General features: G+C 72.4%; 16 protein-coding genes. 8 read left to right on the forward strand and 8 right to left on the reverse strand.

Going from position 1 to position 16566, the window contains the following annotated elements:
- Nucleotides 1-12: 12 nt before the first annotated feature.
- Together purU and ICC28_RS26015 are read right to left on the reverse strand one after the other, a co-directional pair.
- Entirely contained in the window at nucleotides 13-858 is an 846-nt protein-coding gene (purU, locus tag ICC28_RS26010) for a formyltetrahydrofolate deformylase (protein WP_188291132.1), read from the reverse strand.
- An 18-nt stretch (nucleotides 859-876) separates the two neighbouring features.
- Nucleotides 877-1998, reverse strand: a complete 1122-nt coding sequence (locus tag ICC28_RS26015) for an aminomethyltransferase family protein (protein ID WP_188291133.1) — start codon at nucleotides 1996-1998, stop codon at nucleotides 877-879.
- 122 nt (nucleotides 1999-2120) lie between these two features.
- Here ICC28_RS26015 and ICC28_RS26020 point away from each other — a divergent pair, with 122 nt between their 5' ends.
- Nucleotides 2121-2729, forward strand: coding sequence for a TetR/AcrR family transcriptional regulator (locus tag ICC28_RS26020; protein WP_188291134.1), 609 nt, complete (start codon nucleotides 2121-2123; stop codon nucleotides 2727-2729).
- A gap of 34 nt (nucleotides 2730-2763) precedes the next feature.
- Here the strand turns inward: ICC28_RS26020 and ICC28_RS26025 are convergent, their stop codons facing one another.
- From ICC28_RS26025 to ICC28_RS26035, 3 genes are all read right to left on the reverse strand, one after another.
- Nucleotides 2764-3333, reverse strand: coding sequence for a MarR family winged helix-turn-helix transcriptional regulator (locus ICC28_RS26025; protein WP_188291135.1), 570 nt, complete (start codon nucleotides 3331-3333; stop codon nucleotides 2764-2766).
- A 259-nt stretch (nucleotides 3334-3592) separates the two neighbouring features.
- On the reverse strand, nucleotides 3593-4240 hold the full coding sequence (locus ICC28_RS26030; RefSeq protein WP_188291136.1) for a CBS domain-containing protein: 648 nt from the start codon (nucleotides 4238-4240) through the stop codon (nucleotides 3593-3595).
- Between the two features lie 23 nt (nucleotides 4241-4263).
- Nucleotides 4264-4725 (reverse strand): cyclic nucleotide-binding domain-containing protein, encoded by a 462-nt coding sequence (locus ICC28_RS26035; protein WP_188291137.1) that lies wholly within the window; start codon nucleotides 4723-4725, stop codon nucleotides 4264-4266.
- 175 nt (nucleotides 4726-4900) lie between these two features.
- Here ICC28_RS26035 and ICC28_RS26040 point away from each other — a divergent pair, with 175 nt between their 5' ends.
- Nucleotides 4901-5668: a carbamate kinase gene (locus tag ICC28_RS26040; RefSeq protein WP_188291138.1), complete on the forward strand. Its 768-nt coding sequence runs from the start codon at nucleotides 4901-4903 to the stop codon at nucleotides 5666-5668.
- A 187-nt stretch (nucleotides 5669-5855) separates the two neighbouring features.
- Here ICC28_RS26040 and ICC28_RS26045 read toward each other — a convergent pair whose 3' ends face one another.
- Nucleotides 5856-7568 (reverse strand): SulP family inorganic anion transporter, encoded by a 1713-nt coding sequence (locus ICC28_RS26045; protein ID WP_188291139.1) that lies wholly within the window; start codon nucleotides 7566-7568, stop codon nucleotides 5856-5858.
- Nucleotides 7569-7764: 196 nt separating this feature from the next.
- Between ICC28_RS26045 and ICC28_RS26050 the strand changes: the two genes are divergently transcribed.
- The 4 genes from ICC28_RS26050 to ICC28_RS26065 all read left to right on the forward strand — a co-directional run bounded on the left by ICC28_RS26050 (nucleotide 7765) and on the right by ICC28_RS26065 (nucleotide 11467).
- Nucleotides 7765-8394, forward strand: coding sequence for a DoxX family membrane protein (locus tag ICC28_RS26050; RefSeq protein WP_188291140.1), 630 nt, complete (start codon nucleotides 7765-7767; stop codon nucleotides 8392-8394).
- 249 nt (nucleotides 8395-8643) lie between these two features.
- Entirely contained in the window at nucleotides 8644-9549 is a 906-nt protein-coding gene (locus ICC28_RS26055) for a universal stress protein (protein WP_188291141.1), read from the forward strand.
- A gap of 26 nt (nucleotides 9550-9575) precedes the next feature.
- Nucleotides 9576-10598: an alcohol dehydrogenase AdhP gene (gene adhP / locus ICC28_RS26060; protein ID WP_188291142.1), complete on the forward strand. Its 1023-nt coding sequence runs from the start codon at nucleotides 9576-9578 to the stop codon at nucleotides 10596-10598.
- The gene (locus tag ICC28_RS26065; RefSeq protein WP_188291143.1) at nucleotides 10595-11467 is read left to right on the forward strand and encodes a universal stress protein; all 873 of its coding nucleotides are present in this window, start codon (nucleotides 10595-10597) and stop codon (nucleotides 11465-11467) included. Before adhP ends, ICC28_RS26065 begins: the two co-directional genes overlap by 4 nt.
- Nucleotides 11468-11472: 5 nt before the next feature.
- Here ICC28_RS26065 and ppk2 read toward each other — a convergent pair whose 3' ends face one another.
- The gene (gene ppk2, locus ICC28_RS26070) at nucleotides 11473-12276 is read right to left on the reverse strand and encodes a polyphosphate kinase 2 (RefSeq protein WP_188291144.1); all 804 of its coding nucleotides are present in this window, start codon (nucleotides 12274-12276) and stop codon (nucleotides 11473-11475) included.
- A gap of 51 nt (nucleotides 12277-12327) precedes the next feature.
- Here ppk2 and ICC28_RS26075 point away from each other — a divergent pair, with 51 nt between their 5' ends.
- Nucleotides 12328-14709, forward strand: coding sequence for a phosphoketolase (locus ICC28_RS26075; RefSeq protein ID WP_188291145.1), 2382 nt, complete (start codon nucleotides 12328-12330; stop codon nucleotides 14707-14709).
- Between the two features lie 39 nt (nucleotides 14710-14748).
- On the opposite strand, the gene ICC28_RS26080 is transcribed toward ICC28_RS26075, so the two are convergent.
- Nucleotides 14749-15744: a helix-turn-helix domain-containing protein gene (locus ICC28_RS26080; protein WP_188291146.1), complete on the reverse strand. Its 996-nt coding sequence runs from the start codon at nucleotides 15742-15744 to the stop codon at nucleotides 14749-14751.
- Between the two features lie 267 nt (nucleotides 15745-16011).
- On the opposite strand from ICC28_RS26080, the gene ICC28_RS26085 reads away from it, so the two are divergent.
- Nucleotides 16012-16524: an RICIN domain-containing protein gene (locus tag ICC28_RS26085; protein ID WP_188291147.1), complete on the forward strand. Its 513-nt coding sequence runs from the start codon at nucleotides 16012-16014 to the stop codon at nucleotides 16522-16524.
- The last annotated feature ends 42 nt before the right edge of the window (nucleotides 16525-16566 follow it).

The following is a 16566-nucleotide window of genomic DNA, read 5'->3' on the forward strand; positions in this document are numbered from 1 at the left end:
TCGGTGCGGTCGTCAGGCGAAGACGACGGTGCGGGAGCCGGTGAGGACGACGCGGTCCTCCGCGTGCAGCCGGACCGCCCGGGCCAGCACGATCCGCTCGACGTCCCGGCCGATCGCGACCAGCTCGGGCGCGGTGTGGCGGTGTCCGACGCGGACGACGTCCTGCTCGATGATCGGGCCCTCGTCCAGGTCGGCGGTGACGAAGTGCGCGGTGGCGCCGATGAGTTTGACGCCCCGGTCGTGGGCCTGGTGGTAGGGCTTGGCGCCCTTGAAGCCCGGCAGGAACGAGTGGTGGATGTTGATGACTCTCCCGGACAGCTTGCGGCACAGGTCGTCGGAGAGGACCTGCATGTAGCGGGCGAGCACCACGAAGTCGACCTGGTGCTCGGCCACCAGCCGCAGCAGCTCGGCCTCCGCCTCGGGCTTGGTGTCGCGGGTGACGGGGAGGTGGACGAAGGGGATGCCGTACCGTTTCGCGACCGGTGCCAGGTCGGGGTGGTTGGAGACGATCAGCGGGATGTCGACGGGCAGTTCGCCCAGGTCCCAGCGGTAGAGCAGGTCGACGAGGCAGTGGTCGAACTTCGACACCATCAGCAGCACCCGGCGGCGCTGCTCCTCGGGCCGGACGGTCAGCACCGGGTCGAAGCGGGCCAGCCGCAGCGCGAGTGCGTCCCGCAGGCTCTCGGTGCCGGCCTCGGATGTCTCCAGGCTCACACGGATGGTGAAGATGCCGGTGGCGGGATCGGAGAACTGGGCGCTCTCCAGGATGTTGCCCCCGGCCTCCGCGACGCCCGCGGCGAGAGCGTGGACGATGCCCGGCTGGTCGGGGCAGCGGAGCGTGAGAATGTGGCGTTGCACGTCAGGATCTCCGTCGGGTCAGGCCCGCACGCGGGCGCGCTCGGGGTCGTACACGGGCGTGGGCCGGACCGTGGCGTCGGCCTTGGAGCCGTCGGCGGCGACGGCGGTCAGCGCGGTACCGGACTTCACGGCGTCGCGGTGCACCCGGGCCAGGCCGAGGGTGACTCCGTCGAGGGCGGGGGAGGGCACCGCCATCGTCACGTAGCCGATGTCCCGGCCGTCCAGCTCCAGCCGGGCGCCCTCGGCGGCCTCCGGCGCCGCGTCCACGACGACGCTGACGACCCGGCCGGTGACGGCGTCTTTCTTCGCCAGCAGTGCGTCCCGGCCCTGGAAGGGGCCCTTGTCGAAGTCGAGCGCCCAGCCCATCCGGCACTCGAACGGGGTGACCGTGTGGTCGTACTCCAGCTCACCCATGATCATCCCGGCCTCGGTGCGGCAGGTCAGCAGGGCGAGGGCACCGAAGGCCCTGATCCCGAGGTCGGCTCCGGCCTCGAAGACCGCGTCCCACAGCTCCAGCGCGCGCTCCCGCGGGACCTGGATCTCGTAGCCGAGCTCGGCGGTGAACCCGAGCCGGCTGACCTGTGCGGGAACGCCCGCGACGAGGGCGTCGCGCAGGAAGGTGTAGTAGGGGAGCGCTGCGTTGGACACATCCACGTGGGTGAGGCGCTGCAGGACGTCGCGGCTGTGCGGGCCCTGCAGGGTCAGGACGGCGGACTCGTCGCGGCGTTCGGTGACCGTGGTCCCGGCGGGGGCGTGCGCGGCCAGCGACTGCTGGGTGGCCGGGTTGCCGCCGGTGACGACGACGTGGTCGGGCGCGAGGACGGCCACGGTCACGTCGTCCAGCATCATCCCGTCGTCGTCGACCACGACCCCGTAGGCGATGCGTCCGGCGCCCAGCCCCTTGACGCTGCGCGAGAAGACGGCGTCGACGGCGGCGACCGCCGCCACGCCTTCGACATGCCACTTGTAGAGCATCGAGTACTCGGAGGCGCCGACGGCGGTGCGGACCGCCTCGTACTCCTCGGCCGGATCACCGATGGCCAGCGGTACGGCGTTGCCGTAGACGTCGATCCACTCCTCGACCCGGTCCGCGTAACGGGGAGCGAACGGGGTGGTGCTCAGTCCTTCGGGGACGGCCATGGGGACTCCAAGGGAGAGAGGTGACGTGCGCTGCAGCGAGAATCTATCCATCTGGATAACTTGTCAATGGGATAGATTGGCCTGTGCGGGGCGTGCAGGCAGAGGGAGGGCGAGCGACCGCCATGGCGGAGACGGACTGCGAGGCCGACCAGGAGGCCCGGCCCGGTTACGGGGAAGGGCGGGAGGCGCTCCTGACGGCGGCCGTCAGGGTGGTGGCCCGGGGCGGTCTGCGCAAGCTGACCTACCGTGCCGTCGCCGCCGAAGCCGGTGTCACGCACGGGCTGGTCGCCCACCACTTCGGATCGCGTGACGCCCTGCTCGAAGAGGCGCTGCGGTGGTGTGTCACCCGCAGCATCGAGACGTCCTCGCTGGTGCCCGCCAGTGGAAGGCTGGAGGACTTCGCCGCGACCCTGGCCGACTTCATCGCGGCAGACCCGGACGTCCAGGCCTTCCAGTACGAGCTGAAGCTCGAGTCCCGTCGGCGGCCGGAGCTGCGCCACCACGTGGACGTGCTCTACGACGCGTACCGCGACGCCGTCCGAGAGGCCCTGGCCTGCTTCGACGTGTCACAGGAGATGACGGAGATCGTCTTCGCGGCCCTGGACGGCCTGGTCTTCCACCAGGTCACGTCCGGCGCGCCGGACCGCACCAAGGAGAGCGTCGACGCCCTGCGCCGGCTCCTCGCGGCCCATCGCGCACAGGCGGCGGGCCGCGAGCAATTCGAGCCGTAGTGCTCCCGGTGCTTTCGTCCGGGACTGCTGCGGCTCAGGCCTTACGGCGGCCGCTGCGGCGCGGCGCCGGGGCGGCGCCGCCCAACAGGTCGCGGCGGCGCTCCTCGCCGTTCTCCTCCACCTGCAGCACCACCTGGCGCAGTCCTGCGGCGACAGTCCGGCAGTCCGCGTCGCTGAGCTGCCCGGTGACGAAGGCTTCCTCCTCGTTGAACGCCGGAAAGAGGCGCTGCATCAGCTCCTCCCCTTCGTCGGTCAGACTCAGGAGCACCAGCCTTCCGTCGGTGGGATGGTCCGCTCGCCGCACGAGTCCTCGGCGTTCCAGCGTCCGGGCAACCCCCGTGAGCGTGCCCTTGGAGATCCCGGCCTCCTCGGCAACGTGTCGCGTCTCCGACTCGCCCCAGATCCAGACGACCCAGAGCACCACGAAGGCGGTCCAGGTCAGGTCGACGCCGCGCAGCACGGAGTTCTCCAGGTGCTGCCGTACAGCCGAGGCGGCGCGATAGATGTTGGCGACAACGGCCATCTGGTCATGCCGGACGGGGATACCGCCGAGCCTGGCCGCCGCCAGTTTCTCGGCTTCGGCGATAGAACGATGGCCGGGCACGAGCACGCTCCTTCGGGCCGCCTGCGCAGGCATGAGGCATGAGTATTGTTCGGAGCCAAATCATACGTGCCTCGTTGCCCTCGACCCCATGAGCGCGGCCCCTCCGGGCTCGGACGCTGCGCAGGCGCACCCCACGCGGACGACTTCGGTCGCCCGGCGCCGCCGAAGCGGCAGAGGACGGCGTACGCACGCCCGGCCCTCACGGGCCGCAGCAGCATGCGGGACGCGCGCTCGCGGTCCCCGGCACCAGGCCCGGCCGTCAGACGCGTCCGTCCAGTTCGAACCGTACGTCCACGACTCCCTCGACCGCGCGGGCCAGTCGCGCCGCGACCGGTACGAGGGAGGTGTCCCGGACGCGGCCGCCCAGCGTCACGACGCCGTCGTGGACCGAGACCCGGACGGCGGATTCCGGAGCCGGGAAGAGGTAGGCCACGACCTCCCGGCGGATCTCCTCGGCGATCTCCTCGTCCTTGCGCAGGAACACCTTCAGCAGGTCGGCGCGGCTGACCACGCCCTCCAGCCGGTCCGTGTCACCGACGACCGGCAGCCGCTTGACCCGGCTGCGGGCCATGATCCGGGCGGCCTGGGCGAGTGTGGCGTCCGCCCGGACGGTGACGGCGGGGGAGGTCATCAGCTCGCCGGCGGTGATCGAGCCGGCCTTGGCCAGGTCGGTCAGGCGGCGCAGCTGGGTGTACCGGTCGGGGTCGCTGTCCCGGAACTCCTCCTTGGGCAGCAGGTCGGCCTCGGAGACCACTCCGAGGACCCGACGGCCGCCGTCCACCACGGGCAGGGCGCTGACCTTGCGCTCCTGAAGGATGCGCACCACGTCCTTGAAGGCGGTGTCGCGGCCGACGACCGCGACATCGCGGGTCATCACGTCGCTCACGACGTGCGGGGTTCCGTGCACGGTGACTCCTCGGGGCGTTTCGGTCAACGGGTGCCGCTGCCGTAGGGCGCGTACAGGTCCAGCAGCCGGGTACGGGCCGCCTGGAGCCGGTGGGCCACGACCTCGCCCACCCAGCGCGCCAGGGCGCGGCCGAACTCGGCGTCCTCCTGGCACAGCGCGCGCACGCGGTCGGCGTCGAACTCGTAGGCCCGCAGCGGTGTCGCGGCCTCGGCGCCCAGATGCCACACGTGCGGGGTGAACAGCCAGGACCAGCCGACCAGTTCGTTGTGGCCGAGGGAGTCGATGACGGCGGGCCGGCGGCCGGGCACGCGCATGTCGAGGTCGACCGTGCCGGTGCGGATGATCCAGAAGCGGTCGGCGCGACCGCCCTCCTCGAACAGCCGCGTCCCGGCGGGGAACGACACCTCACGGGCGATGTCCATCAGCCGCTGCCGGTCCTCGGCGGGCAGCGCCTTCGGCATGCTCGTCGTGACGGGAGCGTTCATGGCGGGCCTCCACTCAGGCGTACGGAGCTACCACCTCCAGGGTGGGCGGGGGCCCGGGGCCGGACCATGGGCCACCCGGCCCTGTGGAGCAGCCCTTCGGCACACAGTGCGCCGGGACCGTCCCGCGCTTCCATGGGCGCAGGAGAGCGTCGGGCCGCAGGAAGGCGGGAAGACCATGCGCATCATCGTCAGTCTGGGCGGCAACGCCCTGCCACGCCGGGGGAGCTCCCTCAGAGTGGCGACCGCTCTCGCGCCCCTCGCCCACGAGCACGACCTCGTGATCACCCACGGCAACGGACCCCGGTCGGCCATGCCCACCCCGCCGGACCTGTGCTGCGCCCAGGCGCAGGGCGTGCACGGCACGCAGCTGGTCCGCGCGCTGCGGGACGTGCTGCCCGGACGCCGGGTCGTCTCCCTGCTCACCCACACCCAAGTCGCCCCCGACGACCCCGCGTTCACCCGGCCCGCTGCCCGGCGCCGGCTGCCCGCGCCCGACCCCGAGCTGATCCTGGAGGTCGACACCGTCCGCGTCCTGCTCGACGTGGGCACCCTGGTCGTGTGCGGCGGCGGGGGAGGCATCCCCGTCGTGGCCGATCCGGTCACCGGGGCGCTGCACGGCGTGGACGCCGTCGTGGACAAGGACCTCGCCGCGGCCCGGCTCGCCGAGGACGTCAAGGCCGACTTCCTGCTGATCCTCACCGACGTGCCCAACGTCTACGCCGATCACGGCACCGCGCACCAACGGCCCGTCCTCGACGCCACCCCCTCGGAACTGCGCGCGGCCCACTACGCGGAGGACTCCATGGGCCCCAAGGCCGAGGCCGCCGCCCGCTTCGTCGAACACACCGGCGGCCTCGCCGCGATCGGTGCCCTGGACGCGGCCCACGAGATCGTCCACGGCCGCTCGGGCACGTTGGTCCGCCCGGACTTGGCGTTCTCCTGAGCGGTCGTTGCTGTGTCCGGCATCGGGTCCGGTGCGCCGCCATGGCTGTCGTGCACGCCGGTGGCTCGGCCGTGATCGGTGCCCTGGACGCGGCCCGTGAGGATGCCCTGGACGCGGCCCATGAGGTCGTCCACGGTCGTACGGGCACCCTGGTCCGCCCGGACCCGGGACCCCACCCGAGCAGCCGTCACCGCCCCCGGCACCACGTCCGGTACGCCGCCACCGCCGTCGGCAGGGTCGGGAAGATCAGGTGTCGGCCCACCGCTTCCGCCAGCCCGTAGGCCTCCAGGTCGTTCAGCAGGTCCTGCTTGACCCGGGCCAGGGCGAACACAATCCCGCGCCTCGCCAGCTCGCGGCGGACGTCGTCCACCGCGTCCAGCGCGGTGATGTCGACCTCGACGTTGGCCTCGGTGTTCAGCACGAACCACCGCACCGGGCCGCTCTGCTCGTCGACGGCGGCAAGCGCCCGGCGGCGGAAGTCCTGGGCGTTGGCGAAGAACAGCGGGGAGTCGTAGCGGTAGACGAGGAGGCCCGGCACCGTGCGGGCCTGCGGGTAGTCGTCCACGTCGTGCATGCCGGCCACGCCGGGCACCAGGCCCTCGACGGCGTCGTGCGGGCGGGCCACCCGGCTGAGCAGCTCCGCCACCGACAGGCCCACGGCGACCAGCACCCCGTAGAGCAGGCCCAGGGTGAGGACACCGGCGAGGCAGCCCAGCGCCAGCAGGAGTTCGCGCCGCCGGAAGGAGGCCAGCCGGGCGAAGCCGGTCAGGTCGACCATGCGGACGGCCGCGTACACGACGAGCGCGCCCAGCACCGCCCAGGGCATCCGGGTCAGCAGCGGGCTGAGGAACAGCAGGACGGACAGCACCGCCGCGCCCGCCACCAGGGAGTACACCTGGCCGCGTGCGCCCGCCGAGGAGGCGAGCGCGGTACGGCTGGCGCTGCTGCTCACGGGGAAGCCGTGGAGGAGGCCGGCGCCCAGGTTGGCCGCGCCCAGGGCGAGGAACTCCTGGTCGGCGTCGAGGCCCCGGCCGTCGTCGCGACCGGCGAAGGCCCGCCCGGTCAGGACACAGTCCGTGTACGCGACGAGCAGCACACCGAGCGCGGGCAGCACCAGGTAGGGCACCGCGGTCAGGTCGGGAGCGCCGAAGGCGGGCAGCCCCGCCGGGACCTCGCCGACCACCGCGATGCCGTGCCGCTCGTCCAGGCCGAAGGCCGCCACCGCGCCGGTGCCCAGCACCACGGCCAGCAACGGCCCCGGAACCGCCCGCGGCAGCCGCGCCACCGCGAACAGCAGCACCAGCGTTCCCGCCGAGAACAGCGTCGTCGCCGGGTGCGCGTCCGCCAGGTTCCCCGCGAACGACCACAGCCGGGGGAAGAACGCCGAGCCCGACGCGGCCACCCCCGTCAGCTTCGGCAGCTGGTCCACGATCATGATCGCCGCCACGCCCGCCAGATAGCCGATGAGCACCGGCCGGGACAGCAGATCGGCGACGAATCCCAGGCGCAGCGCCCGGGCCGCCAGACACAGCAGGCCGACCGTCACCGCGAGGGTGGCGGCCAGCACGGCGTAGCGGCCCGGGTCCCCGGCGGCCAGCGGGGCCACGACCGCCGCCGTCATCAGCGCCGTCGTCGACTCCGGACCGACCGACAGCAGCCGGGAGGACCCCAGCAGCGCGTACAGCCCGAGCGCGGGCAGGATCGCCCACAGTCCGGCCACCGGGGACAGCCCGGCCACACCCGCGTACGCCATCACCTGCGGCACGAGGTACGCCGCGACCGTGAACCCCGCCGGGACGTCGCCGCGCAGCCAGCCGCGGCGGTAGCCGCCGAGCGCGGCGAGCCCCGGCGCCAGGCGGCGCCACCCCCGGGGAACGTGCCCGCCCGAGCCGTGGTGCATCGGTATTCCCTTCGCCGGCTGCCTGGCCGCCTTCAGGTTCCACCCCCGCGCCCGCCACCGGCGCGGTCCGACCGGACCCGCGGAAGGGGCCGTTCAGCCCAACGGCGGCCGACCTTCGGCATCCGGCGGCCACCCCGCCGGCGCCACGAGAGTGGGCCATGTAAACACGACCGCATCCGCTGGAAGGGACACGACCATGGCCGTGCACGAACACCCTCACCGGAGCCACGGGTTCCACCTGCCCTCGCTCCGCAGGAACCGTACGGCGTCCCCCACCGCCGCCACCGCGCAGGACACCGCCGTCACCGCCACCGCGGCCGGCTATGCACTGGCGTCGCTGCGGCTGCTGACCGGGTTCGTCTTCCTGTGGGCGTTCCTCGACAAGACCTTCGGCTTCGGCTACGCCACCCAGTCCGGCAACGGCTGGATCGACGGCGGCTCGCCGACCGAGGGCTTCCTGAGCCGGGTGGCCGTCGGCCCGATGGAGTCCACCTTCCACGCGTGGGCCGGGGACGCCTGGGCGGACTGGCTGTTCATGCTGGGCCTGCTCGGCATCGGCCTCGCCCTCGTCGCGGGCGTCGGCCTGCGCCTGGCCGCCGTCGCCGGCACCGCCATGATGGCGCTGATGTGGATCGCCGAGTGGCCGCCGGCCAAGCACCTGTCGGACGGCTCGGCCAGCATGTCGACCAACCCGTTCGCCGACTACCACCTGATCTACGCCGTCGTCCTGATCGCCCTCGCGGCCACCGGCGCCGGCGCCGTCTGGGGACTGGGCAAGGTCTGGGCCCGGCTCCCCTTCGTCAGCCGGAACCCCTGGCTGCGCTGACCGCTGACCGCGGGAGGCACGGCGGGCCCCACCGAGGGCCCGCCGCGCGCGGTGCGGGGGCGCATCGAGGCCCGTCGCGCACGGTTGCGGTGCGCATCGCGAGCCCGCCGCGCACGGTTGCAGGGCGCAGCGCGACCCCGCCGCGCGGTGCAGGGCCCATTGGTCCCGGCCGGGGACCTGCGGCCCCTCCGTGAGATCCCCTTTCCCGGCCGAAGCTGAAGACAGAACCACTGATCAGGAGGCATCACCATGGTCCGCACTGTTGTCACAGGTCTCGACGGATCGGCCGAGAGCCGGGCGGCCGCCGAGTGGGCGGCCCGTGAGGCGAAGCTGCTCGACCGGCCGCTGAAGATCGTCCACGTGTGGGAGCCGGTGCCGGAACCCATGGCCCAGGCTCCGCTGCTGGGCGCCGAGACGCACCAGCACTGGACGGAACGCGTCCCACGCGAGGCCGCCGAGGGACTGAGACTGCGCCACCCCGGCGTCGAGGTGACCACGCAGCAGCTCAGCGGCAGCCCCGCCGACGCCCTCGCCGAGGCGGCCGAGGACGCCGAGCTGCTCGTCCTCGGCTCCCGCGGACTGAGCGGCATCGGCGGCTTCATGATCGGCTCCGTCGGCCTCTCCGTCGTGGCGCACACCACCCGGCCCGTCGTCCTGGTCCGGGCCGGCGAGCAGGCCGCCGACGAGCACGAGAGCGACCCCGCCGGCATCCCGTCGGCCGCCACCCCCTACCGGCCCGTCCTGCTCGGCCTGGACGTCGCCCACCCCGACGACACCGTCATCGAGTTCGCCTTCGAGGCGGCCGCCCGGCGCCGCACCTCCCTGCGCGTCGTGCACGGCTGGAACCTGCCGCAGTACTACGTCTACGGCCTGACCGCCGACGCCCGGCTGCACGACGAGATCGCCCGCCAGCAGGCCGCCACCCTGGCAGAGGCGCTGCGGCCCTGGCGGCAGAAGTACCCGGACGTCGAGGTCACCGAGGAGACCCCGTTCGGCAACCCCGGCGTCCGCCTCATCGACGCGGCCGCCGAGGCCTCCCTCGTGGTGGTCGGCCGCCGCATCCGCCGGAGCACCCTGGGCACCCACATCGGCCCGGTCGTCCACGCCCTGCTGCACCACGCCACCGCCCCCGTCGCGGTCGTCGCCCACAACTGATCCACATCACCAAGGAGTTGACCCCCATGAAGGCAGCGGTCGTCCGAGCCTTCGGCGAACCCCTCGTCATCGAGGAGCGACCCGACCCGGAGCCGGGACCCGGACAGGTCCGGGTCCGCGTCGAGGCCTCCGGACTGTGCCACACCGACATCCACGCCGCCCACGGCGACTGGCCCGTCAAGCCCAGCCCGCCGTTCGTCCCCGGCCACGAGGGCGTCGGTCTCGTCGAGAAGCTCGGGGACGGCGTCACCCACCTGACCGTCGGCCAGCGGGTCGCCGTGCCCTGGCTCGGCAAGGCCTGCGGCCGCTGCGCGCACTGCCTGTCCGGCTGGGAGACGCTGTGCGAGCAGCAGATCAACTCCGGCTACGGCTGCGACGGCGGCTACGCCGAGAAGATGCTCGCCTGGGCCGACTTCGCCCAGCCGGTCCCCGAGGGCGTCAGCGCCGTCGACGCCGCCCCGCTGACCTGCGCCGGCGTCACCACCTACAAGGCCCTGAAGGTCGCCGACGTCAAGCCCACGCAGCTCGTGGCGGTCTCCGGCGTCGGCGGGCTCGGCCATCTGGCCGTGCAGTACGCCAAGATCGCCGGGGCGACCGTCGCCGCGATCGACGTCACCGACGACAAGCTCGAACTCGCCGCCGAACTCGGCGCCGACCTCGTCATCGACGCCCGCAAGGAGGACGTCGCCGAGGTCCTCAAGGGCCACGGCGGCGCCCACGCGGCCATCGCCCTGGCCGTCAACGAGGACGCCTTCGCCGCCGTCAACTCCGGTCTGCGGCGCGGCGGAAAGCTCGTCATGGTCGCCCTGCCCGCGCACGGCTCGATCCAGGTTCCGATCTTCGACACCGTGCTCAACGGCACTTCCGTCATCGGCTCCATCGTCGGCACCCGGCAGGACCTCGCCGAGGTCTTCCAACTGCACGCGGCCGGCCGCACCGAGGTCATCTGCGAGACCCGCCCGCTGGACTCCGTCAACGAGTCCATCGACGACGTCCTGCACGGCCGGATCAAGGCCCGGATCGTCTTCGACCTCGGAGCGGGACGGTGAACGCCGTGGAGCGGCGCCCCCTCGTCGTGGGCGTCGACGGCTCCGAACCCAGCCTGCGCGCCGTGGACTGGGCCGCCGACGAGGCCGTGGTGCGCGGCGTCCCGCTCCGGCTGGTCCACGCCTGCCTGTGGTCGCGCTACGAGGGCACCGCCCTCGCCCGGGACCTCGGCCGGCGCGGAGAGCCCACCCCGCAGGACATCGTCGGCGCCGCCACCGAGCGAGCCCGCACCCGGCAGCCGGGTCTCGAGGTGTCCTCCGAAGTGGTGTTCGAGGAGCCCGAGTACGCCCTCGTGCACGCGGGCCGCCAGGCATCCGCGCTGATCGTGGGCACCAGGGGCCGCAGCGGCATCGCCGAACTCCTGCTCGGCTCGGTCAGTCTGGCCGTCGCCGCCCAGGCCGACTGCCCGGTGATCGTGCTGCGCGGCAGCCACGACAACCGGGCCACGCCCCCGGTCCACGGCCGGGTGCTCGTGGGCGTCGGCGAGGACGCCGCCGCCGTGGGCTTCGCCGCCGCCGAGGCCCGCCGCCGCGGGGTCCCGCTGGAGGCCGTACGCGTCTGGCGGTGCCCCGCGCACGAGAGCAGCGACCACCCCCTGCTGGCCGACGCCCCCGCCCTGCTGCACGAGGAGCAGGCCCAGAAGGCCCTGGACGAGGCCCTGCACGGTCTGCCGCCGGACCTGGAGGTCCACCGGCGCACCGTCGAGGGCCATGCCCGCCGGGTGCTCGTCGACCTCTCGACCCGCGCCGATCTGCTGGTGGTCGGGGCCAGGCGGCGCGAGGGGCACTTCGGGCTCCAGCTCGGCCGGGTCGCCCACGCGGCCCTGCACCACTCCGCCTGCCCGGTCGCCGTGGTGCCGCAGCCGGCGTGAGCGCCTTACAGGCCCGCCGCGTGATCCCTGACGTACCTCTGGAGATCGCGCGGCGGGCGTTCGTACCCGGTCGAGGGCGGCCGCTCCGGAAGTTCAAGCACCGGTGGCGGCACGTCCTGGTACGGCACCGACTCCAGCAGGTGGGCGATCATGTTCACCCGGGCGCGCCGCTTGTCGTCGCTCTCGACGACGTACCAGGGCGCCTCCGTGATGTCGGTGTGCACCAGCATCTCGTCCTTGGCCCGGGAGTACTCCTCCCACCGGGTGATCGACTCCAGGTCCATCGGCGACAGCTTCCAGCGCCGCAGCGGATCCTCAAGACGGCGCCGGAAACGGTCCTGCTGCTCCGCGTCGCTGACCGAGAACCAGTACTTGCGCAGCAGGATCCCGTCCTCCACCAGCATGCGTTCGAAGATGGGGCATTGCCGCAGGAAGAGTTGGTACTCCGCCTTGGTGCAGAAACCCATCACATGCTCGACGCCGGCCCGGTTGTACCAACTGCGGTCGAACAGCACGATCTCGCCGGCGGCCGGAAGATGCTCCACGTACCGCTGGAAGTACCACTGGCTGCGCTGCCGCTCGGTCGGTTTGGGCAGGGCCGCGATCCGCGCCACGCGCGGATTGAGATGCTCGGTGACCCGTTTGATGGTGCCGCCCTTGCCCGCCGCGTCCCGCCCCTCGAAGATGACGACGAGACGGGCGCCCTCGGCACGCACCCATTCCTGAAGCTTCACCAACTCCGTCTGAAGACGCAGAAGTTCCTTCTCGTACGTCTTGCGCGGCAGTTTCTCCGCCTTGTTGCCGGCCATGCCGCCTCCCACCGCCCGTCGACCCTGTCACCGACCCGGGAGACTCACCCCATGTCCAAGGTCGAACACCAGAACAGCACCGTACTGACCGACGACGAGCTGCGCACCCTGGACGCCCACTGGCGCGCGGCCAACTACCTCGCCGCCGGACAGATCTACCTGCTGGCCAACCCGCTGCTGCGCGAGCCGCTCCGGGCCGAGCACATCAAGCCGAGGCTGCTCGGCCACTGGGGCACCTCGCCCGGTCTGAACCTCGTGTACACCCACCTCAACCGGGTCATCAAGGCCCGCGACCTGGACGCGCTGTGCATCTGGGGACCCGGCCACGGCGGCCCGTCGGTTCTGGCCAATTCCTGGCTGGAGGGAAGCTACAGCCGGACCTACCCCGACGTGGGCCGCGACGCGGCGGGCATGGGGCGGCTGTTCAAGCAGTTCTCCTTCCCCGGCGGCGTCCCGAGCCATGTGGCCCCGGAGACCCCGGGCTCGATCCACGAGGGCGGCGAACTCGGCTACGCCCTCTCCCACGCGTACGGCGCCGCCTTCGACAACCCCGGCCTGCTCGTCGCGTGCGTGATCGGCGACGGCGAGGCCGAGACCGGGCCGCTGGCCGCCTCCTGGCACTCCAACAAGTTCCTCGACCCGGTGCACGACGGCGCCGTCCTGCCGATCCTGCACCTCAACGGCTACAAGATCGCCAACCCGACCGTGCTGTCCCGGCTGCCCGAGCCCGAACTCGACGAGCTGCTGCGCGGCTACGGCCATGAACCCCTGCATGTCACCGGCGACGACCCGGCCACCGTCCACCGGGCCATGGCGCAGGCCTTCGACACCGCCCTGGAACGCATCGCCCAGGCGCAGCGCACCGCCCGCGAGGAGGGCGCGGACGAGCGCCCCCGCTGGCCCGTCATCGTGCTGCGCACCCCCAAGGGCTGGACCGGCCCCGCGGAGGTCGACGGTGTGCCCGTCGAGGGGACCTGGCGCGCCCACCAGGTCCCCCTCGCCGGCGTCCGCGAGAACCCCGAGCACCTGCGCCAGCTGGAGGAGTGGCTGCGCTCCTACCGGCCCGAGGAACTCTTCGACGCCGACGGCCGGCCCGTCGCCGACGTCCTCGCCTGCCTGCCCGAGGGCGCCCGCCGGCTGGGGGCCACCCCGCACGCCAACGGCGGCCTGCTCGTGCGCGAGCTGCCGATCGACCCGCTGGAGCGGTTCGCGGTGCCCGTCGACAAGCCCGGCACCACCCTCCACGAACCCACCAGGATCCTCGGCGACCTCCTCGCCCAGGTCATGAAGGACACCGCCGAGCGCCGCGACTTCCGGGTCGTCGGCCCCGACGAGACCGCCTCCAACCGCCTCCAGGCCGTCTTCGACGGCAGCGGCAAGGCCTGGCAGGCCGAGATCCTCCCCGTCGACGAACACCTCGACCGGCACGGCCGGGTCCTGGAGATCCTCTCCGAACACACCTGCCAGGGCTGGCTGGAGGGCTACCTGCTGACCGGCCGGCACGGCCTCTTCTCCTGCTACGAGGCGTTCGTGCACATCGTCGACTCGATGGTCAACCAGCACATCAAATGGCTCAAGACCTCGCGCGAGCTGCCCTGGCGCGCCCCCATCCCCTCCCTCAACTACCTGCTCACCTCGCACGTGTGGCGCCAGGACCACAACGGCTTCTCCCACCAGGACCCCGGCTTCGTCGACCACGTCCTCAACAAGAGCCCCGAGGTCGTCCGCGTCTACCTGCCGCCGGACGCCAACACCCTGCTGTCGGTGGCCGAACACGCCCTGAACAGCCGCGACTACGTCAACGTCGTCGTCGCCGGCAAGCAGCCCTGCTTCGACTGGCTGTCCATCGACGCCGCCCGCGCCCACTGCGCCCGCGGCGCCGGCATCTGGGAGTGGGCCGGCAACGAGAACGGCGGCGAACCCGACGTGGTCCTCGGCTGCGCCGGCGACGTACCCACCCAGGAAGTCCTGGCCGCCGCCCAGTTGCTCCGCCGCCACCTGCCCGAGCTGGCCGTCCGCGTGGTCAACGTCGTCGACATCGCCCGCCTGATGCCGCGCGAGGAACACCCGCACGGCATGACCGACTTCGAGTACGACGGCCTGTTCACCGCCGACAAGCCGGTGATCTTCGCCTACCACGGTTACCCCTGGCTGATCCACCGCCTCGCCTACCGGCGCACCGGCCACAACCACCTCCATGTGCGCGGCTACAAGGAGTCGGGGACCACGACGACACCGTTCGACATGGTCGTGCGCAACGACCTCGACCGGTACCGGCTGGTCATGGACGTCATCGACCGGGTCCCCGGGCTCGCGGTGCGGGCGGCCGGCGTACGGCAGGAGATGGCCGACGCACGGACCCGGCACCAGGCGTGGATCCGGGAGTACGGCACCGATCTGCCGGAGATCGCGGAGTGGACCTGGAACGCCTGAGCGGACCGGGCGGACCACATGCCCCCGGCCCCGGCCGGCTCAAGCGGGGCGCCACGTCCGCGGACGGTCCGCCGTGAGCCTGCGGTAGTGGCTGGGTGACATTCCCGTGCACCTGCGGAAGGCGCGGGTGAACTGGGACGGATCGGGAAACCCCCATCGGCTCGCGATCGAACCGATGGGGACCCTCCGCAGCCGGGGGTCGGCCAGGTCCCGCCGGCACAGGTCCATGCGGCGGCTCGTGATGTAGGCGCAGACGGAGGTGCCGTGCCGCTGGAAGAGCCGGTGCAGATGGCGCACGGAGATCTGGTGGGCCGCCGCCACGGCGGCGGGCGTCAGCTCGCGGTCCCGCAGGTGCCGTTCGACGAAAGACGTGATGCGCAGGTACAGGACGTCCTGCGAGGTCCGGGCGGCGGAGGGCAGGTCGCTGTCGAGATGGTGGGCGAGCGTCGCCGCCGCCAGGTCGAGCAGCACATGGCCGAGCCGGGCCGCGTCGTGCGGGGAGCAGGAGCCGTGTTCGTCGGCCAGGGTCGTGAGGAAGCCGGCGAGGAGACGCCCCGCACCGCGGGTCCCGGGCAGGGGGCGGGCCAGGAGCCCGGCGAGCCTGCTGTCGGGCAGCGGGAGCAGTTGCTTGGGGAACTGCAACAGAATCGATTCGGACCGCGTCCACGGCCCGGCCTCGGCATAGCAGTCGAACGGTCGTGAGCTGTCGTAGAAGATGAGGTCTCCGGGTGCGAGGCGGGCTGTCCTGCGTGCCTGGTTGATGCCCTGGGGCCCGCCCCGGCGGATGAGGCCCACCTGGTACTGCTCGGGATCCGACTGCCGGATCATCCTGGGCGTGCGCTGGGACAGCAGTGCTCCGTAGGACAGGCGCGTCAGTTGCGCGGGTCCCAGGAGCAGCGCCTCCATGCGCCCGCCGAACGTGGCAGGATCCACCACTTTGATTCTCGTCGTGACCAGCGTCTGAGCCGCCGCGTCCTCAAACGCCTCGGCGCGCTCGTGGGCGGGCAGGACGGCGCTGTCGAAGACCGTTTCCATCACATGTCCCGAGGTCGCGGTGCCGGACACACAGAAGTGTCGGCTCGCGCTCGGCTGAGCGGCCAGCGGTCATTGCGTCAACCTCGGTCCGGCCGCGGTGACGAGGGTCACGCGGGTGTGGCACGCAGCGCCAAGGGCCGGGCACGCAGGGCCAACGACAGCGCCACGACGGCGCGGCAGGCTTCTTCCCTGCGACACCGGCTCACCCACGTGAGCCGGCACGGGGCGCGCCGACCACGCGTCCGCCACCTCGTCAGGGGGACAGACATGCCACACAGGAAGATCGTCGGACTGTCACTGGGGCTCGCCATGCTGCCGGGCATCGCCTTCGTGGCGGCCCCGGCGTCCGCGGCGCAGGAGGCGCCGGCCACGGCCAGGTCCGCCACGGTCCGCCCGGCCGGGCCGGACGCGGCCGCGCAGGACTGGTTCCTGCTGCGCAACCGCGGAATCAGCAAGTGCCTGGCCAACCACCACCCCACCGTCTTCGCCCACCGCTGCGTCAGCTCCTACACCGACCAGCACTGGGGCCTGCGCGACGGCAACATGCTGATCAACCGCAAGAGCCAGGCCTGCCTCGCGATGCACGCCGACGGCCGGGTGTTCACCTTCCGCTGCACCAACTCCTACCGGGACCAGCGCTGGATCTTCACAGGCGTCGGAGGCGGCGCCTACCTGATCGAGAACGCGCAGCACCGCGGCAAGTGCGTCGCGGCACACAGCGACGGCAAGGTCTTCGGCTTCCGGTGCACCAGGTCGTACACGGACCAGCACTGGTACTAGAGGCAGACCTACGCGTTCCACCGAGCGGCGCCGCAGGAACCG

The sequence above is a fragment of the Streptomyces sp. TRM68416 genome (assembly GCF_014596915.1).
GTDB lineage: Bacteria > Actinomycetota > Actinomycetes > Streptomycetales > Streptomycetaceae > Streptomyces.